This window comes from Crossiella sp. NPDC003009, from assembly GCF_053591555.1.
Window position 1 is genome coordinate 90,626 of sequence record NZ_JBSFUA010000009.1, and the last position, 22,719, is coordinate 113,344.

Genomic DNA, 22,719 nt, shown 5'->3' on the forward strand with positions numbered 1-22,719 from the left:
AGTGGCACGCGTCGACTACTTCCACGACCCCAACGCCCCGAAAGCCAACAGCATCGCCCTCGCTGTCAGCGCTTTCGTCCAGGACGAGGCTGGCAGAGTGCTGATGATCCGCCGCACAGACAACGACCTCTTTGCGATTCCCGGGGGACAACTCGAACTCGGCGAAACGCTCACTGAAGCTGTAGTTCGCGAACTAGACGAGGAAACTGGGATAGTGGTGGAAGTCACTGGTCTGATCGGCATCTATTCTAATCCCGACCATGTGATTGCCTACGATGATGGTGAAGTTCGACAGGAGTTCTCCATCTGCTTCCGCGCTCGTCCTGTTGGTGGTGAACTGCGTACCAGTAGTGAGTCCAAGGAAGTGCACTGGGTCAACCAAGGAAGTTTGGGAGAGCTCCGCATTCACCCGTCTATCAAGCTTCGCATAGATCACGGATTTGCAAGTCGGGATGTTCCCTACTACACCTAGGTCGAATGGTTCTCAATCAGGGGTACTGATGCTTAAATGTGAGTCACGCTTCGTCGATATCGAATCTCAGTTGACCGCGGGCATCGATGTCGCTAATCAGGTCTTCCCATGGCCACCCTACGGTGGAGTATTTTCTGTATAGCAGGACCTGTCTGTCGACCACGGTGACTTCCTTGGTTGTTTCGTTGTAAGCCAAGATTAGCCCGCGGCCGTCTTCGTCTACTTGAAGAGACTCAATTCGTCCTAGAACTGTGCGCAAGTTGCTCTTTTGAATCCTGCTCTCTCTGCGTGATGCTTCACTATAGATGTAGTCGAGTGAGAACCCATTAAGTAGATCGCGATCGGGGGCCTTTAGAATGACGGCCATTGCGTGCGCATAGATGCCGGTTGCGTTCTGACGTATTCTGATTCCCCGAGATACTCGGTCTGCAAACTGTTGATAGAGAGGGTTCAGTTGGTCGGCATAGAAGAGACAAGCGTCTAGGAGATTCCCGCTATTGTTGAATTCTATAGCTGGACTTCGTTCTTCAGTAATCTTGGCCTCGTCCAAAGCGCCTAGTGCTAGGGTTTGAAGTATCCCTGCATTCCCGTAGCAGTCGGCTACTGCGCTTGAGACAAACGGGTCTGAGAACTCGATTCCTAGCGCCGTACCCCCTCTCTTGAGGATCTTCTTCAGGTCGTCATCTGTCCACACGATCGATGTTTCGTGCACTCTCGCTGTTAGATCGGAATTGAGATGTAGGAGCATGTTCTGTTTGCTCCAGACGCCAACAATGACCACGAAAACGCCAAAGTCCCACAATGCTTTCAGGTCGAAGGCAAATTTTCTACGTTCCGCCATTGAGAGGTAGTGAAAATCTTCGATAACAAGCCTGCGTTCAGATTCTAGGATGAGTTCTGCAACAAATCGTAGATCGTCAACGTTCTGGCTAATCGGTTCTGACGTCGTTTTGCTGCCTCCAGTATATTCAAGTCCGAGCTTTGCCTTAACCTTGGCTATGAGTTTTATTCCAAGTTCGCCGGTGGCCTCTACTGTTCCCTTTAGTGCGGACTCGGATACCTTGTTTACCTCAAGTCTTATCCCGAGTGTCCCCAGGGTCTCCCGGTATATGTCTGCAATGCTTTTCCCGAGTCGGCACTGGACCACTATGGCGTCGGGTAGAACGGTCTGTCGAAGCCAAGATTTTCCGCACTTGGATACTCCGCGCAAGGCTACGTGGACGGAGCGAGAAAGTAGCTTTGCTATGTCTTCGTCGAGATTGCCGCGATCTACGTATGAGTCGGCCAGAACTGTGTTTGAGACGCCGAATACCTCGTGTGTCTTTTTCCTTGCTTTCTGATTTGGCTGCATGGCGCATTAGCTTAAGGCGCATTGATGTCGAACGAGCTGTGACCCGCGAAACAGTCGAGTAACGAGCGTTGCCGAATCTGGCTCTATGGGATCAAGGCGCGCCGCCAGGCGGCGCGCGGCGGGTGGTCACGCTGGGTACGCCGGGCGCACCCATCCGGGCACGGCCGCCATCCGCTCCGCTGCGGCGACCGACCCGCCGCTGCGCCCGGCGAACCGCGGACTCCCCCGGTGCCGGTAGCCGCGCGCCGACCCACGAGTTGATCTGCGAGGGCCACCAGGCCGTGACGATCGCCTGCCTGGTCGCTCTGCTTGCCTGCTTCCGGCGATCGCTGCCGCACCGACGCAAGCGTCGGCTTGCCACCGGGCCACGTGGTCACCCCGGTCCCCGGAACATGATCATCACCACGCTTTACCCGCACAAAACGACGAGAAACGTCCACAGCCAACCGTCGACTGTGGACGTTCCCGTTCGCTATCAACCCTGATGGCGCACGGTGCTGCGCGACAACGCGAGACATCCAGCAGAGTTGATCTAGATTCGCAGGGTTGTTGGTTCGAGTCCAACCGGAGGAGCTTCACCCCAGGCTGCGGCCTGGGGTTGTTTGCTTTCTGGGGTGAAATCGCCTGGGGTGGGGCTCGTGACCAGCGTTTCTCGGTACTCCGTCAGTGTCGCCGGCGTCGTGGTTGACGGGGCGGGGCGGGTGTTGGTCATCCGGCGGCGCGACAACGGGCGCTGGGAACCGCCGGGTGGGGTGCTCGAAGTCGGTGAGACGTTCGAGCAGGGGGTGCGCCGCGAGGTGTGTGAGGAGACCGGGATCGTGGTCCGGGTTGAGCGGCTCACCGGCGTCTACCAGAACTTGGTTCGGGACGTCGTGGCCCTGGTGTTCCGCTGCTCGCCGGAGACCACCGAGGCGGTGCCGACGGAGGAGGCGAGTGAGGTTCGCTGGCTGGCTCTGGAGCAGGTGCGGGAAGTGATGGTTCCCGCCTTCGCGATCCGGGTTGCCGACGCCTTCGCGGAGGTGGCCCGGACTCGGGTGCATGACGGCGTGCGGCTTCTGGGGTAGCGCCGCGGCCTGGGGCGAAACTCGGGTGACCGGGGTTGGCTTGCTGCCTAGCTTGGGCGCATGGCGACGCAGGTGGTTGTGCTCAATGGTGGGTCCAGTTCTGGGAAGAGTGGGATCGCTCGGTGTTTGCAGTCCGTGTTGCCGGGGGCGTGGCTGGTGGTGGGGGTGGACACGTTCATCGAGTTGTTGCCCGCCTCGTTGCGGGGGTCCTCGGGCGGGGTTGAGTTCGCGCCGGATGGGACGGTGCTGGTGGGGGCGGCGTTCCGGGAGCTGGAGGTGGCCTGGGCGGCGGGGATCGCGGCCATGGTGCGGGCTGGGGCTCGGGTGATCATCGATGAGGTGTTGCTCGGCGGGGGTGAGGGGCAGCGGCGGTGGGGGGCGGCGCTGGCTGGGCTTGAGGTGTTGTGGGTGGGGGTGCGGTGTCCGGCTGAGGTGGCGGCGGGGCGGGAACTGGCGCGCGGGGACCGGATCACCGGGATGGCGGCGGGGCAGGCCGAGCTGGTGCACGTCGGGATGCGTTATGACGTGGAGGTCAGCACCGTGGGGGTGGAGTCGGTGGAGTGTGCGCGGGTCATCGCGGCTCGGGTGGATGGCTAGGCATATGCCTGCCTCTTCGGGCGGGTCAGGCGGCGGATCCCCTTTCTAGACTGGACATTCCGCCGTGGCTGCCGGGCCGGCGGGGTGGGAGGCCGAGGGGATGCGGCGCGGTGTGGTTCTGGCGACCATCGGGCTGGTGGCCAGTGTGCTGGGGATTCTGGGGTTCTTCGGGGTGCGTAGCTATCAGGACCTCTCGCCTGGGCCGAGCAGCACCCGGTCCACCGCGGTCCGGACGAGCGCCGTTGATCCGGACGCGGGGCGGTGGCAGGTGGTGCGGCGGGCCGACGACGCCTGTGCGGTGGCCACCCGGCGCAGCAAGGAGCTCAGCGCGCTGACCGGGGCGAAGCGGTTCCTCGCGTGGGTGCGCAAGGTGGCGGAGCTGCGGGCCTTGTTGCTCAAGCAGTGGAAGTCGGTGTCCGCGCGGTCGGCGGCGGTGCCGGAGTCCTTCGTGGCGGAAGTGCACAAGCTGCTCAGGGACGTGGAGATGGCGAACTGGTGGTGGGGAGAGGTCGTCCGGCACTCCGCGGCGAATTCCTGGGATCGGGCTCGGACCGTGTTCGCGGAGTATCGGCGGTTTGACGACTCGGCGGTGGATCGGGCCAACAAGCTCGGATTCAGCGTGTGCAACTATCCCTGGCCGCGGCCGATCGGCTGGTGAGCGTTCACCGCTGAATTTCCTTAAGCAAATGGACTCCCGGCTGTCCTGGAGTCGGTGGAATGTCAGGGGTGGGCGATAGGCTTCTGGTAGTTCGGCTGGCACGGAAGATGCAGGTCAGAGCTACTGGAGGTGTGGATGACGGCAGCGGAGGCACTGGTGCCCCAGGTCAAGATCGGGGCGATCATCGACTTCGTGGTCAGTGGTCCGGGTTTGCAGACCAGGACGGTGGAGAACATTCGTCGTATGTATCTCGACGAGGCGGCTCGGCCGTGGTTCTACTACGAGCCGATCGTCAACGGGATAAAGCGCGCACTGGCCAGCGATGAACCGGGGGAAGTGCTGGAATCAGTGGTGAACCGGATTGACGATCCGGCCAAGCACGCGCATTTTCGGGAACTACAGGGGGGATTTCTGACATGGTTGGCCAAGGCACGACCAGCGGTGGTACCGGTCGGCGGCGCGGTCTGGCGGGGGGCCGACGGCGAGGTTGGGATCAGTCCGCACCTCGGGCTCACGCTCGGGACTGACCCGCGCCCGCACGCGGTGCTGCTCTACCTGAAGAAGCCGGAGCTGACCCAGGCCGCGGCCAACATCCCGCTGTGGATGGTCGAGCGGCAACTGCCGGACATCCTGCCCGGGGGGCGGGCGGCCATCCTGGACGTGCGCCGGGGCAAGCTGTTCCGGTTGCGCGCCAACTCCTCCCCGAAGCGGCTGGACGCCTCGGTGGCCGGGGCGCTGGCCAACTTCAGCACCATCTGGCAGGCCATCGCCTAGCCGTCGCGCGGTGCCGGGGTCCTTCCACCGAGCCCACCCCAGCGGGCTCGGCGGACCCGCCGCACCCCGGGTGCCCGCGGCAAAAGTCGCGTACCCCTACGGATGTTCCCCCGGATTGTCCGGCGACCTCGCACGCCCGGATGGTGCTGGCAGCGGCCGATTTCCCTGCCGTCCGCCACCACCCCCGCGGGAGGAACACCGTGAACATCACCCGGAGGGCGAGCCTGATCGCCCTGACGGTCACCGCGCTCGCCGTGCCCCTGCTACCCGGCCTCGCGCTGGCGCAGCAGGAGCCCGGCGGGCGTGCCGTGACCCCCACCGACCTCGCCGAAGTCCCGCCGGCTGATCCCGGCGCGCTGTCCATCGGCGGCAAACCGGTCTCGGTCAAGGACTTTCCGTTCATGATCGCCGGCCTGCGCGAGGGCGGGCCGCGGCCGCAGGGGCAGAGCTGCACCGGTTCGGTGATCGCCCCGCGCAAGATCCTCTCCGCCGCGCACTGCGCGGACGCCGCAGGGGAGAAGACCTTCCTGTACGGCCTGGACGACCTCAACCAGGGCACCGGTTTCCGCACCAAGGTGCTGGAGTACAAGAAGCACCCCAAGTACGTGAACTTCGACCAGGGCTACGACGTCGCGGTGGTCACCGTCGCCGACGACATCCCGGTGCCCGGCGGCGCCTACGCCAAGGTCGCCACCTCCGCCGACACCGGTCTCAACGCGCCCGGCAAGACCGGCGTCGGGCTCGGCTACGGCAAGAAGGACCACAACGACAACACCCGCAACGTCGAGCTGCACCGCTTCGAGCTGCCCATCGTCGAGGGCAGCAACTGCAACGGGGTGGGCGCCGGGTTCCGCGAGGCCACCATGATCTGCTCCGGCTACCCCGACGGCCGGATCACCATCCTGCAGGGCGACAGCGGCGGCCCGTTGCTGGTGGACGGCAAGGTGGTCGGCGTGGCCTCCTGGAGCCGCAGCGACTTCCGCTGGTACTCCGTCTACGGCCGGCTCAACAACGACATGGGCGACTGGGTGAAGCAGCAGCTGGACGGCGGCCAGGAGCCCCCGCCCGGCGACATCAAGCTCGCGCTCGCGCCCGGTAGCGGCAGCGCGCGGCCCGGCGGCTTCCTGCAGACGAAGATCACCGTCACCGGCGGCGGACAGACCACGCTGACCGCCAGCGGCGCGCCCTCGGGCACCAGCGTGCACTTCTCGCCGGCCACCGTCGCCTCCGGCGGCAGCTCCACCGCCTTCGTCTGGGTCGGCTTCAACACCCCGGCAGGCCACTACCCGATCAAGATCACTGGCACCTCCAACGGCAAGACCGGCAGCGCCGAGTTCGTCCTCACCGTGACCCGGTAGTCGGCGCTGTACCAGGTGGGACGGGGTTCGCGGCCCCGTCCCACCGCTTTTATTCAACGCCTGTTGACTTGCTCACCGCCTTCGCGCTACCTTTGCGGCAGTGCATTAGTTGCATGCACGCAAGGGTTTGGAGGATGTCATCAGCGCGACGGATCGGGATCGGCTGGTCGAGGAGCTGACGGTCATCCGGCGGGAGCTGATCGGCGAGATGCTGATCAACCTCAGCCGGAGCACCGGTGGCGCGGATCTGCAGCTGGTGCAGATCGCCACGCTGTTCACCCTTGACCGGGGGACCGAGCCGACCGTGCGCGAGCTGGCCGAGCGCATCGGCCGCTCGGTGTCGGCGACCAGCAGGCTGCTCGACCAGCTCGCCCAGCGCGGGCTGGTGCACCGCCGCGAGGACGAGACCGACCGCCGCGCCAAGCGGGTCGGCCTCACCCCGGCGGGTGCGGCGTTCCTGCTGAACTTCGCCCGCACCAGGGCCGAGGGCCAGCTGCGGCTGATGACCTACCTCTCCGAAACCGAGCAGCGCACCGTCCGCGAGGCGATGACGCTGCTGGCCGACGCGGCGAGGAGGCACGGGGATGAGCACAGGTGAGCCGCTGGTCCTGGACCTGCACGAGGTTCGGGCCGGGGCGGGGGAACTGGTCGGGGGCAAGGCCGCCAACCTGGGGGAGATGATCGGCGCGGAGCTACCGGTGCCGGAGGGGTTCGTGCTGACCACGCACGCCTACCGCGCGGTGGCCGACCCGCTGGACCTGACCGGTGCCGCCCAGGACCCGGCGGCCGCGCGGGAGCTGGTCCGGTCCGCGCCGGTGCCAGCCGACCTGGTGGAGCTGATCGCCACCGCCTACCGGCGGCTCGGTCAGGACGTGCCGGTCGCGGTGCGTTCCTCGGCCACCGCGGAGGACCTGCCCTTCGCCAGCTTCGCCGGGCAGCAGGACACCTACCTCAACGTGGTCGGCGCGCAGGCGCTGCTGGACGCGGTCCGCCGTTGCTGGGCCTCGCTGTGGACCGACCGCGCGGTCAGCTACCGGGAGAGCAACGGGATCGAGCACGCCACCGTGCGGCTCGCGGTGGTGGTGCAGCGGATGGTGGAGGCCGAGGTCGCCGGGGTGATGTTCACCGCCAACCCGGTCACCGGCCGCCGCGACGAGATGGTGGTGGACGCCAGTCCGGGGCTCGGCGAGGCGGTGGTCTCCGGCTCGGTGAACCCGGACCACTTCGTGCTGGACGGCCACACCGGCGCGGTCAGGCAGACCAGGCTCGGCGACAAGCTGGTGGTCATCCGCGGCAAAGTCGGTGGCGGTACCGAGGAGCACACCCGGGGACTCCCTGATGACCAGGCATGTCTGTCCCCGGGACAGCTGCGCGACCTGGTGACCCTGGGACGCCGGGTGCAGCAGCACTACGGCGCGCCGCAGGACACCGAATGGGCCATCGACGCGCACGGCACGCTCTGGCTCACCCAGGCCAGGCCGATCACCACGCTGTTCCCGTTGCCGCGCACCGACAAGCCGGGGCTGCGGGTGTACTTCAACGGCAGCGTGGCGCAGGGCGTGTACCGGCCGCTCACCCCGGCCGGGGTGGCCGGGCTGCGGCTGGCCACCGGCGGGATCGCGGCTGCCGTGGGCTTCCGCGTGCCGGATCCGAAGGCGGGGCCGCCGCTGCTGGCCGAGTCCGCGGGCCGGTTGTTCTTCGATGTCACCCCGGTGGTGCGCAGCACGGTCGGCCGCAAGATCATGCCCAACGTGCTGGACCTGATGGAGGCCCGCTCCGCGCAGGTGATGCGCGGCCTGTTCGCCGACGAGCGGCTCAGTGTCACCCAGCGCTCGCCGTGGCGGTTCCTACGGGTGCTGGCCAGGATCGCCCGGCGCACGCACGCGCCGGCCGCCATCCTCGGCGCGCTGCGCGATCCGGCGAAGGCCAGGGACCGGGCGCACCGGACCGCGGCCGAGATCGAGCGCCTGCTCACCGTCTCCGACAAGCTCACCCACACCCAGCGGCTGGCCTTCGTCGAGTCGGCCATGCCGGAGATCACCGGACCCAGGGTGGCCCGGATCATGCCGCTGGTGCCCACCGGGTTCGTACTCACCGCGCTGGCCGGGAAGCTGCTCGGCGCGGACGGCGAGCAGGACGAGCTGCGGGTGGTGCTGCGCGGCATCCCGCACAACCCGACCACCGAGATGGACCTGGACCTGTGGCGGCTGGCCACGGCCATCCGCGCCGACCGGGCGGCCGCCCGCGAACTGCTGGACACGCCACGGGAGGAGTTGCTGGCCCGCCACCGGGACGGCTCGCTCTCCCCAGTCATCCACAGTGGACTGACCGAGTTTCTCGGTCGGTACGGGCACCGCGCGGTCGCCGAGATCGACCTCGGTGTGCCGCGCTGGTCGGAGGACCCGACGCACGTGCTCGGCGTGCTGGCCAACTACCTGCGCGCCGAACACCCCGGGCTGGCCGCGGACGCCCAGTTCGCCCGCTCGGTCACCGAGGCCGAGGCCAAGCTGGCCGAGCTGGTCGCCAGGGTCGGCAGGCGCAGCCGGATCCGGGGACGGCTGCTGCGGTTCACCCTGGATCGCGTCCGGGGGATCGCCGGGCTGCGCGAGCTGCCCAAGTACCTGCTGGTGCTCACGTTGGCCCGGATGCGCGCGCAGCTGCTGGTGCTGGGCGAGGAGCTGGCCGGCCGCGGGCTGCTGGCGGCCGCCGAGGACGTGTTCTTCCTGGACACCAAGGAGGTCCGGGCCGCGCTGGGCGGCGCTGACCACCGCGAGCTGGTCCGCGAGCGGCGGGCCGGGCACGAGCGGGAGCTGCGACGCAAGCACCTGCCCAGGGTGCTGCTCTCCGACGGCGCGGAACCCGAGGCGGAGGCGCTGGCCAACGCCGAGCAGGTCGAGGGCGCGCTCACCGGCACCGCGGCCTCGGCCGGGTCGGTCACCGGCATCGCCAGGGTGGTGCTGGACCCGACCGGCGCGCACCTGGAACCCGGCGAGATCCTCATCGCGCCCTCCACCGACCCCGGCTGGACCCCGCTGTTCCTCACCGCGGGCGGCCTGGTGATGGAGATGGGCGGGCCCAACTCGCACGGCGCGGTGGTCGCCCGCGAGTACGGCATCCCGGCCGTGGTGGGGGTGTCCGGGGCGACCGCCCGGATCAGCTCCGGCCAGCGGATCACGGTGAACGGCTCCAGCGGCCAGGTCACCCTCGACGAGATGTGATCTGGACCTCACTGGAGAACCGGCCGGGCGCCCGGGACGAACGCCCGGTATGCCCCCAACTGCACGGGTGCGGGAGTGGCCGGTCCGAACTCCCCGCGCACTGGTGGTCCTGTTGCACGGCGGCCGTGAGCACAGCCACGGCCGCCCGCACCGGGGCCGCCTGACCTACCTGCGGATGCTGCCCTTCGCCAAGGAGCTGCACCGCGCGGGCGAGCGGCACGGCCTGCTGGTCTGGCTGCTGCGCTACCGCTTCCGCGGCTGGAACGCCCCCGAGCTGGACGCCGTCGCGGACGCCCGCTGGGCGCTCGCCCAGGCGCGGCAACGGCATCCGGGACTGCCGGTGGTGCTCGTCGGCCACTCCATGGGCGGCCGGGCCGCGCTGCGGGTGGCCGACGATCCCGCGGTGCGCGGGGTCGCGGCGCTCGCGCCCTGGCTGCCGGCCGGTGAGCCGGTGGCCGACCTCGCCGGCACCTCGGTGCTCATCGCGCACGGGGACCGGGAGCGGTGGACCGACCCGGGGCTGTCCTTCGAGTACGCGGTGCGGGCCAGGGACCGGGCGGAGCGGGTCTGCCGGTTCGACGTGCACGGCGACAACCACGCCATGCTGCGCCGCGCGGCCGAGTGGACCGCACTGGTGCGCCGGTTCGTCTTCGGCGTCCTGGGGATCGGTCCCTGGGACAGCGAACTGGCCAGGGCGTTCGCCCTGCCCGCGCCGGACGGGCTGCGCGTGCCACTGGCGGGGGTGCGGGCATGACCCGGGCCAGTGTCGCCGTGATCGGCGCGGGCGTGGCCGGGCTGACCGCCGCCTACCTGCTGCAACGCCGTTACGAGGTCACCCTGTTCGAGAAGGAGGACCGGCTCGGCGGGCACGCGCACACCCACGACCTGCCCACCCCTGACGGCAGGCTGGCCGCGGTGGACAGCGGGTTCATCGTGCACAACGAGCGGACCTACCCGAACCTGCTGCGGCTGTTCCGCGAGCTGGACGTGGCCACCCAGGGCTCGGAGATGTCGATGAGCGTCTCCTGCGCGGGCTGCGGGCTGGAGTACGCGGGCGCGCGGCGGCTGCCCGGCCTGTTCGCCCAGCCCGGCAACCTGGGCAACCCGCGCTACCTGCGGATGCTGGCCGAGGTCAAGCGCTTCCACCGGCACGCGCGCCGGCTGCTGACCGATGAGGACACCTGGGACGTCACCCTGGGCGCGTTCCTGGCCATCGGCGGCTACTCGCGCTACTTCGTCGAGCACTTCATGCTGCCGGTGGTCTCCGCGGTCTGGTCGGCGGGGCCGGAGCTCAGCCGCCAGTACCCGGCCCGCTACCTGTTCGAGTTCCTGCGCAACCACGGCCTGCTCTCCGTCGGCGGCAGCCACCAGTGGCGCACCGTGACCGGCGGGTCGCGGTCCTATGTGGAGCGTGCGGCGAAGAACCTGGCCGCGGTGCGCACCACCACCCCGGTGCGCGCGGTGCACCGAGGCCCGGACGGCGTGCTGGTCCGGGACGCCGACGACGAGCTGCACCCCTTCGACCGGGTGGTGCTGGCCACCCACGCCGACCAGGCGCTGGCCCTGCTGGCCGAACCGAGCCCGGCCGAGCGGGTGGTGCTGGGCGCGTTCCGCTACTCCCGCAACGAGACCTGGCTGCACACCGACCCCGGCGTGCTGCCGCGCAGGGCTGGCGCCAGGGCGGCCTGGAACCTCCGCAAGCCCTCCTGCTCACCCGACGGCGGCCCGGTGCTGGTCAGCTACCACATGAACCGGCTGATGCGGCTGGCCGAACCGCTGGACTACCTGGTCACGCTCAACGCCACCGAGGCCGTCCCCGAGCACGCGGTGCTGGCGAAGATGGTCTACGAGCACCCGGTCTACACGCCGGAGTCCGTTGCGGCGCAACAACGTTTGCCTGAGCTGAACACCGGGGTGAGCGGGTTCGCCGGGGCCTACCACGGCTGGGGCTTCCACGAGGACGGCTGCGCCGCGGGAGTGCGGGCCGCGCTGGCGCTGGGCGTGCGCTGGTGACCGCGCTCTACGACGCCGAGGTGGTGCACGTGCGGCGGGAACGGGTGCACCGGGTGTTGCGGCACAAGGTGTACCTGTGGCTGGTCGACCTGGACGAGCTGCCCCGGCTGCCCTGGTGGCTGCGGCCGTTCGCCCGGTTCGAGGCCCGCGACCACCTGGGCTCACCCGCGCGGACGATCAGGGCCAATGTGACCGATTTCCTGGCCGGGCGCGGAATAGACCTGCGCGGCGGCCGGGTTGTGATGATGGCGAACGCACGACTGCTCGGGCACGTGTTCAACCCGATCAGCGTTTTCTGGTGCCACCGCGAGGACGGTGCGCTGGAGTGCGTGCTGGCCGAGGTGCACAACACCTACGGCGAACGACACTGCTACGTGCTGCACCCCGACGAGGACGGACGGGTTCAGGTGGACAAGGACTTCTACGTCTCCCCGTTCCTGCCCGTGGCCGGCCGCTACCAGATGCGGATCAGCCGACCAGAGGAGCGGGTGGCGGTCACGATCACCTTGCGCCAGCAGGGGAAACCCCCGTTCGTGGCAACCTTGCGCGGCCGGCGGCGCCCGGTCACCCCCGGTGTGCTGCTCGGTCTGCTGCTGCGGCGACCGCTGCTCACCTATCGAGTGAGCGCGTTGATCCGGTGGCACGGCATAGCGCTGTGGCTGCGCCGGGTACCCGTGGTCCGCCGGCTCGCGCACGTTCCTCAGGAGGGCATCCAGTGACGACACTATCCGCTGGTCCTGACGCGCAGGCCGGGCTCGGGCGCCTGGCGGCGGACCGCTGGCCCGGACTGGCCACCGCGCCGGAGTCCCCGCTGCGCGCGTGGGTGGCCGAACGCCTGTTCCGGCACGCGGTGCGCGAGCTGCCGGTGCGGGTGCTGCTGGCAGGCGGCGAGCGCCTCGGCGCGGGCGGCCCGGCCGCCCCGGTCATGCGCGTGCTGCGGCCGAGGGACTTCTTCCACCGGCTCGGCGCGGACGCCAAGATCGGCTTCGGCGAGTCCTACATGGCCGGCGACTGGAGCGCCTCGGAGCTGGCCGACCTGCTCACCCCGTTCGCCGCCCGGATGGCCCGGCTGGTCCCGCGCCCGCTGCAGGTGCTGCGGCGCTGGGTGGACCGTGCCCAGCCCAGCGCGGAGAAGAACACCGTGGACGGTGCCCGGAAGAATATTCACCGGCACTACGACCTGTCGAACGAGCTGTTCAGCCTGTTCCTGGACCCCAGCATGACCTACTCCTCCGCCTGGTTCGCCGGCGAAGAGGACCTGGAACGGGCCCAGCTGCGCAAGATCGACGGCATCCTGGACTACGCCGGGGCCGGGCCGGGCACCCGGCTGCTGGAGATCGGCACCGGCTGGGGCGCGCTGGCCATCCGGGCCGCCCGGCGCGGCGCCCAGGTCACCTCGCTGACCATCTCACCGGAGCAGCAGCGGCTGGCCGAGCAGCGCATCGCCGAAGCCGGGCTGAGCGAGCGGATCACCGTGCGGCTGCAGGACTACCGGGAGGCCGAGGGCGGCTACGACGCGGTGGTCAGCGTGGAGATGATCGAGGCGGTCGGCCGGGAGTACTGGCCGGTGTACTTCCGCACGCTGAGCAGGCTGACCCGGCCCGGCGGACGGGTGGCGATCCAGGCGATCACCATGCCGCACGAGCGGATGCTGGCCACCAGCGACAGCTACACCTGGATCCACAAGTACATCTTCCCCGGCGGCCTCCTCCCGTCCCTGGAGTCCATCGGGCGCAACGTGCGCGAGGACACCGAGCTGACCGGCGCCGGCCGCAGACCGCTGGGCCCGCACTACGCGCGGACCCTGCGGCTGTGGCGGGAACGGTTCCTGGCGAACTGGCCGCGGATCGAGCAGCTCGGCTTCGACCACACGTTCCGCCGGATGTGGGAGTTCTACCTGGCCTACTCCGAGGCCGGGTTCCGCTCCGGCTACCTCAACGTGTGGCAGATCGCCCTGTCCCGCAAGGGTTAGGACTGGGTGTGCGCGCGGACGGCGGCCAGTGCCTCGTCCGCGTGCACGTTCATCCGCAGCTCGCTCTTGATCACCTTGAGCACCCTGCGGTCGGTGCCGATGACGAAGGTGTGCCGCTTGACCGCGAGCGGGCCGAACCGCCGGGCCACGCCGAACTGCTTGGCCACGGTCCGGTCCACATCGGAGAGCAGCGGGTAGTCGAAGGCGTTGGTCTCGGCGAACTTCCGCTGCTTGTCCACCGGGTCCGCGCTGATCCCGACCCGGTGCGCGCCGACGGCGGCGAACTCGGCGCCCAGGTCGCGGAAGTGGCAGCTCTCCGCGGTGCAGCCCGAGGTCATCGCGGCCGGGTAGAAGAACAGCACCACCGGCCCCTCGGCCAGCAGCCCGCTGAGCGTGCGGGGCTTGCCGTCCTGGTCGGGCAGCTCGAAGTCGTCGACGAGGTCTCCGGCGTCCATGGGGTTCCTTCCTCAGACCTTCTTGGGCGGCAACGGGAAGAACCCGCTGGTCCGCCGCACGTAGTCACGGTATCCCGGCCGGGAGTCCAGCAGGTGCCGCTCCAGCAGCGCCTTGCCGGTCCGCTTGGTCAGAACGTAGGTCATCAGCAGCGGGGACAGCACGGTGGCCGCCCCGAGCCAGCTGTGGCAAGTGAGCAGGTACAGCCCCCACCAGACCGCGGCGTCGCCGAAGTAGTTGGGGTGCCTGGTGAACCGCCACAACCCGCGGTCCATGACCCGGCCCTGGTTGGCCGGATCGGCCTTGAACCGGGCCAGCTGCCGGTCGCCGACGGCCTCGAAGCCGAACCCGACCAGCCAGACCAGCACACCGAGCACGGTCAGCGGCACCAGCTCGGGCCGGACGTACTGGGCGGCCTGCACCGGCAGCGAGACGAACCACAGCACCACGCCCTGCGGCAGGTAGACCCGGGTCGCCAGGTGCGCCAACGGGTTCCCGGTGGCCCTGGCCATCAGCTCGACGTAGCGCTTGTCCTCGGGCTGGCCCAGGTTGCGGCGCAGGATGTGCCAGGCCAGCCGCAGCCCCCACAGCACGGTCAGCCCGGTGACCAGCACCCGCTGCCACAGCACGCCCTGCCCGGCCGAGAGCGCGAAGCTCACCAGAGCGACCGCCGCGAACCCCGCGCCCCAGAACGAGTCGATGATGTCGTACCGCCGCCGGGCCACCGAGACGGCGAAGGTGGCCGAGAGCAGGAGGACCAGAACGCCAAGGGAGACCAGCAGGTTGAGCGCGAACGGGCTCATCCGGCGATCCCCGCGGCGAGCAGCTGCTCCCGGGTGTCCGGCATGCCGCTGGTCCCGGCCGCGCTGGGCCGGACCGCGAGGATCTGGTCCACACCCATCCGGTTCTCCGCGAAGGCCAGCGCCCCGCCCGCCAGGTAGAGCCGCCACACCCGGGCCTGGCCGAGACCGACCAGCCGGACGAACTCGTCCCAGCGCCGCTCCAGGGTGTCCGCCCAGGCGAGCACCGAACGCACGTAGTGCTCGCGCAGCGCCTGCACGTCCCGCACCTCAAAACCGGCCTGCGCCAAGGCGTCCACGGTCTGGCCGACCGGCCGCATGGTCATGTCCGGCGCCACGTAGCGCTCGATGAAGGCCCCGCCACCGGGCGCCACCGCACCGCGCGACATCTGCTGCAACAACAGGCGCCCCTCGGGCCGGGTCATCCGGAACAGCGTCGCGGCGTAGGTGGCGTAGTTGACCGCGCCCACGTGCTCGCCCATCTCGATCGAGGCCACCGCGTCGAAAGGCTCACCGGACAGCTCCCGGTAGTCCCGCACCCGCACCTCGACCAGCCCACCCAGCTCCCGCTCGGCGATCCGCCCCCGCACAAACTCACCCTGCCGCGCCGACAACGTGATCCCGGTGGCCCGCACCCCGTAGTGCTCGGCCGCGAACAGAATCAGCGACCCCCACCCGCACCCGACGTCCAACAGCCGCATTCCCGGCCGCAGCCCCAGTTTCCGGCAGACCAGGTCGAGCTTGTCCCGCTGCGCGTCGGCATGGGAGTAGGTGGCGTCGCCTGAGGTCCAGTACCCGCAGGAGTAGGCCAGGTGTGGGTCCAGCAACGCCTGGTAGAACTCGTTCCCCAGGTCGTAGTGGTGCGCCACCGCCGCCCGGTCCCGCCTCCTGGTGTGCACCCGGCCCCGCAGCCGAGCTTCCTCCGCAGGCGGTTCCGGCCGCCATCCCAGCACGCCCAGCCGGGCTGCTACCAGCGCCGCCCGGCTCCGTTGCCGCAAGCTGACCCGCACCCGCCCGTGCTCCCGCTCTCGCACCCAGGCCCATGCCCGTTGCAAGCCGTCGTAGAGATCGCCTTCGACGTCGATCTCGCCAGCTACGAACGCCCGCGCGAAGCCCAGCTCAGACGGGTCCCACACCAGTCGCCGCAACCCCACCGGTGACCGCAACACCACTACCGGTCCGTCGGGTGGGCCGGTTTCGCTGCCGTCCCATGCTCGGATGCGGACGGGTGACTCCGCTCTCAGGGCATCCGCCAGCAGATTGCCCAGGGTTGTTGCCACGTCCGTCATCGCTACCTCCGGTTGGAGTTCAGGGGGACCGGAAGGGGTTCGCGCGGGGCGGGGATTCGGATCGGCAGGTGTGGGCTGGATCACTTGCCGGGGGTGGGGTGGGTGTGCGTGGGTTCGCGTCCGGCGGGTCGTGCGGCGTTGGTAGGGTGATCCGCATCCCATCCCGGGTGCGGCGGACGTCGCTGGGGGCAGTAGCTCAGCTGGTCAGAGCAGCAGACTCATAATCTGTCAGGTCGTGGGTTCGAGCCCCACCTGCCCCACAGGTTTGAGCAGGGGGAACTTCACTTTCAAGATCGCGTAAGGCGATCTTTGTCCACGTTGCTGCGCGCGACTGGGAGTGGGCCTTCGTCAACGTCGCCAAGGTGGGCAGAAGCCGAGGCAACAAGCCCCTCGCGCCTGGCTTGCTGCGCCATGTGGCGCCCTTGCTGGCAGCTGGACTGCGCGGTGAGAGTGTTCGGGAGTGTCCTCAGTGGACTAACTTGCCACCTGTCTCAACGGTTTGAACAGCAGGAACACTGTTCTTGAAGATCATTCATCAGCTGGTCCTAGTATGCATTGGGCAGCGTGAACAAGAGCCTGTCCAATGGCCGAATCGTTTCGGCAAGGCGGTCCTTGAGCTGCTGATATCGCGCGCGCAGTGCGTCCACCTCGACGTCCTCCGGTAGTGGTATCAGGCCCGGTGGTAGCACCGCTTGAAGTTCGGTCAGACGGTCACGCGCGAGCACACGGGCCGCCTCGTACTCGGCTGGTGGGAGTTCCTGCAGTTCCTTGTGCAGGTAGTGCGAGCTTGTTGTGGCCACCAGTACGTACGCCCTCCAGCCTCGTGCGTCGGGTGCGTTCTTCGCCAAGGCGGTGACGGCTCGCGATGCCAGGGTTATGTCCGGTTCCAGTGACTGGGCACGAGCGGCGGCGGTGGCCACGAGCAGGCGCTGGAACGCGGCTTGCTGCCACCGTTCGATCTCGCGACGGCCGCGGGCGTCCCACACCTCCACAGCGGCCACGAATCCGGTCAGCGCAACGAGGTCACGGGCGCTCGGACCACCGCACTTGCCGTACAACCGGTGTCGGCTCTCCAGCATCACCAGCCACCAGGGCGTGTGTTTCGTCAGAAACACTGAGCGAGAGCGCACAAGGGAGCACCCAGGTGAGTGGAGCTTTGATCCATCGGTGTCACCCACGGCCAGGCGAAGCCAGCCGAACGTGGACGCCAATGCCCGATCGTGCTCGTCAGCCCAGTCCGGCAGAGTCGGCACCGGGGGGAGCAGCAGTTCTCCACCAGCGGTCGCGACGTCCTCGCGAACCGCCCTGACGAATGCGACGTCAGTCTCGCCGAGCAGCTCGTCAAGGTGCGCGGCGTCGCCGCTGCCCCGGTCGCGGCGAGAACGGACAGAGAGGCGGGCCGTCTCAAGCAGGCAGGCGGCTCGTGTGAAGCAGGCGGCGACGGTACCCGGAACACCGGGTTCCTGGCGCCAGTCAGTCGCCAGGATGTCCCGGAGCACGGGCACGGGAAGGTCCACCAAGAGAGGCCTCAGCTCGTCGGGCGACGCGTAGGGACCGAGCCCGCGAGCCTGTACATACACCTTGCTCAGGGCGTCGAGTTCCTCCGCGTCCTCATCGGCGTAGAAGTGGTCCTCGTCATACCTGTCTGGCAGGGCACGCCCGGGATCAGCCACAAGGCGATCCGCGCGGCGCCGGTCCCGCTCGTCGTGCCATGCCTGCTGGTCTGCGGCCTTCGACTCCAGCTCGGCACCAATGGTGGCCGCTCGATCCGCCCACTCCTCCCACGGACACTCAAGGTGCCGGGTGGGGATCTGCAGCTGTTCATCCCGGCCGGCAGGCTTGACGCCCCAGGCGTGCCGTGGTGGTTTCGGGCTGGGGGAGACAACTCGCACGGTCACCCTGCCGCCCCCGTCGACCGATACGACGCGGACCCGCGCCGCCAGAGGAGCGGCGTTGTGCGCCTTGTACGTCGGATATGCGTACTCGTACCCCACCTGCAGATCAGCCTGCCTCATGGATATCAGCGTCCCACGGGGCACTGACACCAAGCAGCGGAGCGGGCGACCGGTCATGCGCCCCGACTGCGATCCCGATGTTCACGGCTGCTCCGCGACGGTCGTCCGTGGCGGTCGGCCTCATCGTGCTGATGCCCCGGTGGGGCCTGTGTCGATTGCCCGCAGTGGCCCAAGTCGATTGAACCGTTGAGAGCGTTCCCTTGGGCAATCTCCACCCCCGGTGGATACCTTCCGCGAGCGTGTGGTTACATACCGACACCATTCTGATGAGTGGGCTCAAGGCTGCCCGCAACCGCCACGTTCGTGCCGGGAGCGCTGGGTCTGAGGTGCGAATCTAAGTATTAACAAGCTGCTCGATACCGCCTCTGGGTATCTGACTCCTGTCTGGACAACTAGGGCCAGCATGGAGAAGCTCCAGGGCCGGAGTTGACCAGTCGCCTTGCCGGCCCCATGTTCTGCTCTCTGGCAAGGTGATTACTTGTGCTGAACGTGCACAGGTTGGTTCTTGCTCCGCGGAAGTCGGGCACCCCATAGAAAGGGTGCTTTTCGTGATTGATGGCTTTCCCGCCACCAGAGTTCATGTTCCTCCGTTCCGTCCGTTCCAGGCGAACGACGGGGACCCTGGCGGTCCACTTGACGGTGAGGTTCCGCTTGGTCAGTTTCACCTCTTGAAGCCCAATCCGACTCTGGCTGTCGAGCGCAACGCGCCGGTTGAACAGGACGGGCGGCCGTTGAGTCGATTCGGTGCGCGACTGCGTTCCACCATCGCGTCGTTCCAGGAAACGGGCCTCGACGACGTGCCGCTCGGGCTGGTACGTGCCTTGGAATCGGCGTCGGTCGATGACGAGGAGAACATCCGACAGCTTGCTCAGCCACAGATGCTGCGCACTGGATCTGGCGTCATGCATGGTGCGCTGCTTCGAGTGCATACGCCGATGGTGGAGCCTTCCTTGATCAACGGGAGAACGCTGGCCAGTCTGCGTGCCGAGCTTGCGGTGGCAGGCAAGTCCGCGGTGTCGAAGGCGGCCGACTGTTCTGGACTGTGCCTGCCGAAGATGGTTGTTGAATCCGCGGCTCAAGTTTTGCATCAGGCGGACAAAGCACGGCTCCAGCTGGGTTTGCACCGATATGCGGTTGAGGATCGCGAGTTCATCGACGACGTGATCGTCAAGGGGATCAAGGAACCTCCGGTCGTCGTGCCGTTCCTCTTCGATGCCGGTGACGAGGGTTCTGGCTGGGTATTGCAGGCGGTTGACGGGGCTCGCCGCACCAGTGCTTCGCAACAGGTCCTGAGCCAGTTGACCGGTAGGAACACCCGGCTTGCACTCGCACACTGGGCGAACGGTAAGGGTGGTTTCACTATCCGCGACATGACGGCCGCGGATGTGGCAAAGGTCCGAGAGCTTCTCGCGTTTGAGGACAGTTGGCTCAAATCGCTCTTCCCAAATGCCTGCGGCAACTCGGAGCAGGACAAGCGCAGGGTCCAGGAGTGGTATGACACTGTCGCCAGCCGGTCCTCACTGATTCGTTCCGTGCACCGTGTTCGGAGCTACTACGCCTTCGTCGTCCTGTACGTTCAGCCCTTCCCATCCGTGAAGAAGGCAAATCCTGCCTGGCATGTCGTTCAGGACTCGGTTCGCCAGCGGCACATGCCGAAGGCTGCTCCCAAGCAGTGGGAACTTCAGGACGTCTGGGCACTTTATGCGCTCGAGGTCATCGACGGTCTTATGGAGGTCGGTTCCTTCACTGAGATCCAGCGGAACGTCTTGTTGAACCCGTCTGCGGTGAGCTTGGGTGACGCACTGCCCACGCACCACGCTCGCCCCTACCGCAACAAACTCGTTGCGATCGCTGACATGGCGGCCAAGATCTGCGGTGCGGGCTCGCTCGCGATTGCCAACATGGTGCTGAGTAACAACCAGGAACGGAAGACCACACAAACTCGGGGGCAGATCGTCGGTGCTCATGCGCGGTTGATGTTGCAGAGGCAGAACGAGGCGGTAGGGGCCTCGATTGCCTCAACGATCACCAGCATGTGCAGGGACAGGGCCTTCTATCAGACCGATGAACACCCACTGCGGGTCAAGTGGTTCGACGTCATCCACAAGGACCCTGACGAGCTTCTCGAACGAGCCCTTGCCGAACTGGTCACCAGATACAACCTGGAGCCGCAGAAGGTCCAAGCCGTCGGCGGGTTCGGTCCACATCAACGGGCACTGGGTTTCCTCGGTGGTCTTGCGCTGGCTGTGAATCCGGTGCTCATCGGCAAGGACGAGCACCTGACCAGAACCGGCCGCGGCGGTCGGGGGAGACGGTCGAGCGATATCGGTCGTCATGATCCGGGTGTGCTCTTGCGGAACATGATGTCCAAGCACGATGGCCTCGCCTATCTTCGGCAACTCCTCGCCGCGACCACGGCTGAACATTGTTCCACCTCGTTCGATCACGATGGTGAAGAGATCACTGAGACCTACCTCAGAACCCGATTTCTGCCGAAGCTCAACAGTGATAGCGAGTCCAAAGGTGCGACGGCGGAGTCTCAGCCAGCGGAGGCGGACCCTGTCGAAATGTGGCGCAGTTTGACAACCAATCTTGAAATCCAAGTCGACGAACTCGCGCAACTAGTCACAGTGATGCGCAATCATCAGCTCGACGGGGACGAGGTGGGAATAGCCTACGAGCAGTTGGGGCTGGGGCCAGAGACTGTCGATTCCCTGAAGCCTCTGCTCAGTTCGGTCTCCGAGTTCCTCGCTGAGGCTGGTGCTTTCGGGCGGATTGCGCACAAGAGGCTCGTCCGGGGGGCCGACGTCTTCGTGGGGGGACGATGACGCAATCGTATCTGTCGTCGCTCTACATCGAGGAGGCGTCGCTGGTGGCGGTGCGGCCTGACGGTATGGTCGATGAAGAGTGGGAGGCGTTGTCTCTGCAGCTTGTTGAGCAGGGGTTTCTAGCCAGCAGGACCGATTTTCGCTCCTCGTTGCGAGACGCGACCAGGTTTGTTGACGTGCTGCGGGACTCAACGGTAGGACAGGTCGAGTGGAACATGACCAGCGCTGCGGCGGAGACGGTGCGTGCTCGTCGAAAACTCACCGACGACTTGGCTCGGGTACTTCACACGTCCATTGAGTCACAGCAACAGTGGCCGGGCGACCTTGACGAGCCAAGTCAGTTCGGATTTCGCCGGACGTTGACGGAACCACAGCGCGGAGACGTGGCCCGGCTGCTGTACATGGGGCACGGCGGAAACTTCAGTGTGCCTGGCAGTGGCAAGACCACAGTCGCCTACTGCGTGTGGGCAGCCGAGCGGGCACGGGACGAGGTTGACGCGCTCCTGGTGGTGTGCCCGGTGTCGGCGTTCGAGGCGTGGCAAGAGGAGGCCACGCAGTGCTTCGCGGTCAAGGTACGGCCGAGCGTGCATGTAATGCCGGGACCAGTACCGCATGACGCGGATGTCGTGGTCCTGAGTTATCCGCGCCTGGCCCGCAACAGGGATCTCGCCGAGCTGGATGGCTGGTTGTCCACCCGTCGAGTGATGCTGGTGTTCGACGAAAGCCATCGCGTCAAAGCAGGGCCCGCAGGAGTCTGGGGCAGTGCGGCGATCTGGTTGGCCGGCCGCTGCGCACGGCGATACGTCATGAGTGGAACGCCGATGCCCAACTCGCTGGATGACATCTCGGTTCAACTGGGCCTGTGCTGGCCGGGGTACGGTGCCGAGTTCGCGTCAGGGGCGTTGGCACGAGACAGGCAGAAGATCTTCGTGCGGACTACGAAGGATCAGTTGCACCTGCCTGAGCTCGTTACCCGGGTGGAACGGGTGCCACTGGATCGCGATCACCGCCAGGTTTACGACTCTCTGGCTGGCCACGCCATGGACCTCCTGACGGATCGGGCGCTGGCTGCCAGTGTGAAGGACATCGGTGCGGCGTTGATGCGGCTGATTGTCAGTGCGACAAATCCGGCCGCCATCCTGGACGTTGGGCGGGAGCTCCAAGTCCCAACCACTGTGGGCGGCATCCCGCTGGATGAAGTCGTCCGTAACGCCGCTGCGGTGTTGCGTCCGGCCAAACTGGTGCGGGCCGCGCAACTCGTAGAGCAGAACGTGGCGCTCGGTCGGAAGACGCTGGTGTGGTCTGCCTTCGTGGCCAATGTGAAGGCGGTGGCCGAGTTGCTGGCTGTCTATCAGCCTGCGGTGATCACCGGCAGGACACCGGTCGAGGACGAACGGGCTACAAGCGATCGAGTGCGCGAACTGAGGCGTTTTCGCAATGACCCGGACTGCAAGGTACTGGTCGCCACCCCGCAGACTATGGGTGAGGGAATCAGCCTCCATCGAACCTGTACAGACCAGATCCACTTGGACAGAACTTTCAACGCAGGTATTTACCTGCAAAGTCTGGACCGGACACATCGACTTGGCATGGCGGCCGACGCAAAACCCACTGTCACCGTGTTGCTTGCAGAGGACACCATTGACTTGGTGGTGCACGAGTCGCTCAGCACGAAGATCACGCGCATGTCCAACGTGTTGCAAGATCCGACGTTGGCACGGATGCAGTTGCCGGACTTCGACGAGAGCCTGAGCCTGGGTGATCTGCTTCTCGATGGGATTTCTTCAGCCCAGGAACTCCGTAGCTTGTTGATGCGGGTTCGAGGGGCCTGAACATTCTCTGGCGGGGTCGACACGT

General features: G+C 67.2%; 19 protein-coding genes and 1 tRNA gene. 15 read left to right on the plus strand and 5 right to left on the minus strand.

The annotated features are described in order from the left end of the window. Position 1: 1 nt before the first annotated feature. Positions 2-472: an NUDIX hydrolase gene (locus tag ACWDY5_RS12885; RefSeq protein WP_449722389.1), complete on the plus strand. Its 471-nt coding sequence runs from the start codon at positions 2-4 to the stop codon at positions 470-472. A 43-nt stretch (positions 473-515) separates the two neighbouring features. On the opposite strand, the gene ACWDY5_RS12890 is transcribed toward ACWDY5_RS12885, so the two are convergent. Beyond that, positions 516-1,823, minus strand: a complete 1,308-nt coding sequence (locus ACWDY5_RS12890) for a hypothetical protein (RefSeq protein ID WP_449722390.1) — start codon at positions 1,821-1,823, stop codon at positions 516-518. Between the two features lie 638 nt (positions 1,824-2,461). Between ACWDY5_RS12890 and ACWDY5_RS12895 the strand changes: the two genes are divergently transcribed. The 11 genes from ACWDY5_RS12895 to ACWDY5_RS12945 all read left to right on the plus strand — a co-directional run bounded on the left by ACWDY5_RS12895 (position 2,462) and on the right by ACWDY5_RS12945 (position 13,477). Continuing rightward, positions 2,462-2,887, plus strand: a complete 426-nt coding sequence (locus tag ACWDY5_RS12895) for an NUDIX hydrolase (RefSeq protein ID WP_449722391.1) — start codon at positions 2,462-2,464, stop codon at positions 2,885-2,887. Between the two features lie 60 nt (positions 2,888-2,947). Continuing rightward, a complete protein-coding gene (gene cpt / locus ACWDY5_RS12900) occupies positions 2,948-3,484 on the plus strand; it encodes a chloramphenicol phosphotransferase CPT (protein WP_449722392.1) in 537 nt (178 codons plus the stop codon). Between the two features lie 136 nt (positions 3,485-3,620). Continuing rightward, positions 3,621-4,142 (plus strand): hypothetical protein, encoded by a 522-nt coding sequence (locus ACWDY5_RS12905; RefSeq protein WP_449722393.1) that lies wholly within the window; start codon positions 3,621-3,623, stop codon positions 4,140-4,142. Positions 4,143-4,277: 135 nt separating this feature from the next. Continuing rightward, complete coding sequence (locus ACWDY5_RS12910; protein ID WP_449722394.1) at positions 4,278-4,916, plus strand: hypothetical protein; 639 nt, start codon at positions 4,278-4,280, stop codon at positions 4,914-4,916. A gap of 200 nt (positions 4,917-5,116) precedes the next feature. Then, positions 5,117-6,274 carry a trypsin-like serine protease gene (locus tag ACWDY5_RS12915; protein WP_449722395.1) on the plus strand — a complete coding sequence of 386 codons (1,158 nt, stop codon included), beginning with the start codon at positions 5,117-5,119 and terminating at the stop codon, positions 6,272-6,274. A gap of 127 nt (positions 6,275-6,401) precedes the next feature. Further along, positions 6,402-6,872, plus strand: coding sequence for a MarR family winged helix-turn-helix transcriptional regulator (locus tag ACWDY5_RS12920; RefSeq protein WP_449722396.1), 471 nt, complete (start codon positions 6,402-6,404; stop codon positions 6,870-6,872). Beyond that, on the plus strand, positions 6,859-9,492 hold the full coding sequence (locus ACWDY5_RS12925; RefSeq protein ID WP_449722397.1) for a PEP/pyruvate-binding domain-containing protein: 2,634 nt from the start codon (positions 6,859-6,861) through the stop codon (positions 9,490-9,492). The genes ACWDY5_RS12920 and ACWDY5_RS12925 overlap by 14 nt, the downstream gene beginning before the upstream one ends. 49 nt (positions 9,493-9,541) lie before the next feature. Next, positions 9,542-10,246 carry an alpha/beta hydrolase gene (locus ACWDY5_RS12930; protein ID WP_449722398.1) on the plus strand — a complete coding sequence of 235 codons (705 nt, stop codon included), beginning with the start codon at positions 9,542-9,544 and terminating at the stop codon, positions 10,244-10,246. After that, positions 10,243-11,505 (plus strand): NAD(P)/FAD-dependent oxidoreductase, encoded by a 1,263-nt coding sequence (locus ACWDY5_RS12935; RefSeq protein WP_449722399.1) that lies wholly within the window; start codon positions 10,243-10,245, stop codon positions 11,503-11,505. Before ACWDY5_RS12930 ends, ACWDY5_RS12935 begins: the two co-directional genes overlap by 4 nt. After that, positions 11,499-12,224: a DUF1365 domain-containing protein gene (locus tag ACWDY5_RS12940; protein ID WP_449722523.1), complete on the plus strand. Its 726-nt coding sequence runs from the start codon at positions 11,499-11,501 to the stop codon at positions 12,222-12,224. Before ACWDY5_RS12935 ends, ACWDY5_RS12940 begins: the two co-directional genes overlap by 7 nt. Then, the gene (locus tag ACWDY5_RS12945) at positions 12,221-13,477 is read left to right on the plus strand and encodes a class I SAM-dependent methyltransferase (protein ID WP_449722400.1); all 1,257 of its coding nucleotides are present in this window, start codon (positions 12,221-12,223) and stop codon (positions 13,475-13,477) included. The genes ACWDY5_RS12940 and ACWDY5_RS12945 overlap by 4 nt, the downstream gene beginning before the upstream one ends. Here the strand turns inward: ACWDY5_RS12945 and ACWDY5_RS12950 are convergent. The 3 genes from ACWDY5_RS12950 to ACWDY5_RS12960 are packed head-to-tail and all read right to left on the minus strand — an operon-like array spanning position 13,474 to position 16,019. Continuing rightward, positions 13,474-13,932: a peroxiredoxin gene (locus ACWDY5_RS12950; protein WP_449722401.1), complete on the minus strand. Its 459-nt coding sequence runs from the start codon at positions 13,930-13,932 to the stop codon at positions 13,474-13,476. The genes ACWDY5_RS12945 and ACWDY5_RS12950 overlap by 4 nt on opposite strands. A 12-nt stretch (positions 13,933-13,944) precedes the next feature. Next, positions 13,945-14,733, minus strand: a complete 789-nt coding sequence (locus ACWDY5_RS12955; protein ID WP_449722402.1) for a DUF1295 domain-containing protein — start codon at positions 14,731-14,733, stop codon at positions 13,945-13,947. Further along, positions 14,730-16,019 carry a class I SAM-dependent methyltransferase gene (locus ACWDY5_RS12960; RefSeq protein WP_449722403.1) on the minus strand — a complete coding sequence of 430 codons (1,290 nt, stop codon included), beginning with the start codon at positions 16,017-16,019 and terminating at the stop codon, positions 14,730-14,732. Before ACWDY5_RS12960 ends, ACWDY5_RS12955 begins: the two co-directional genes overlap by 4 nt. Positions 16,020-16,204: 185 nt before the next feature. Here ACWDY5_RS12960 and ACWDY5_RS12965 point away from each other — a divergent pair. After that, a tRNA-Ile gene (locus ACWDY5_RS12965) sits at positions 16,205-16,279 on the plus strand. A 285-nt stretch (positions 16,280-16,564) separates the two neighbouring features. On the opposite strand, the gene ACWDY5_RS12970 is transcribed toward ACWDY5_RS12965, so the two are convergent. Then, on the minus strand, positions 16,565-18,034 hold the full coding sequence (locus ACWDY5_RS12970) for a hypothetical protein (RefSeq protein WP_449722404.1): 1,470 nt from the start codon (positions 18,032-18,034) through the stop codon (positions 16,565-16,567). A gap of 548 nt (positions 18,035-18,582) precedes the next feature. Between ACWDY5_RS12970 and ACWDY5_RS12975 the strand changes: the two genes are divergently transcribed. Continuing rightward, positions 18,583-20,862, plus strand: a complete 2,280-nt coding sequence (locus tag ACWDY5_RS12975) for a hypothetical protein (RefSeq protein ID WP_449722405.1) — start codon at positions 18,583-18,585, stop codon at positions 20,860-20,862. Further along, on the plus strand, positions 20,859-22,694 hold the full coding sequence (locus tag ACWDY5_RS12980; RefSeq protein ID WP_449722406.1) for a DEAD/DEAH box helicase: 1,836 nt from the start codon (positions 20,859-20,861) through the stop codon (positions 22,692-22,694). The genes ACWDY5_RS12975 and ACWDY5_RS12980 overlap by 4 nt, the downstream gene beginning before the upstream one ends. Positions 22,695-22,719 lie beyond the last annotated feature (25 nt).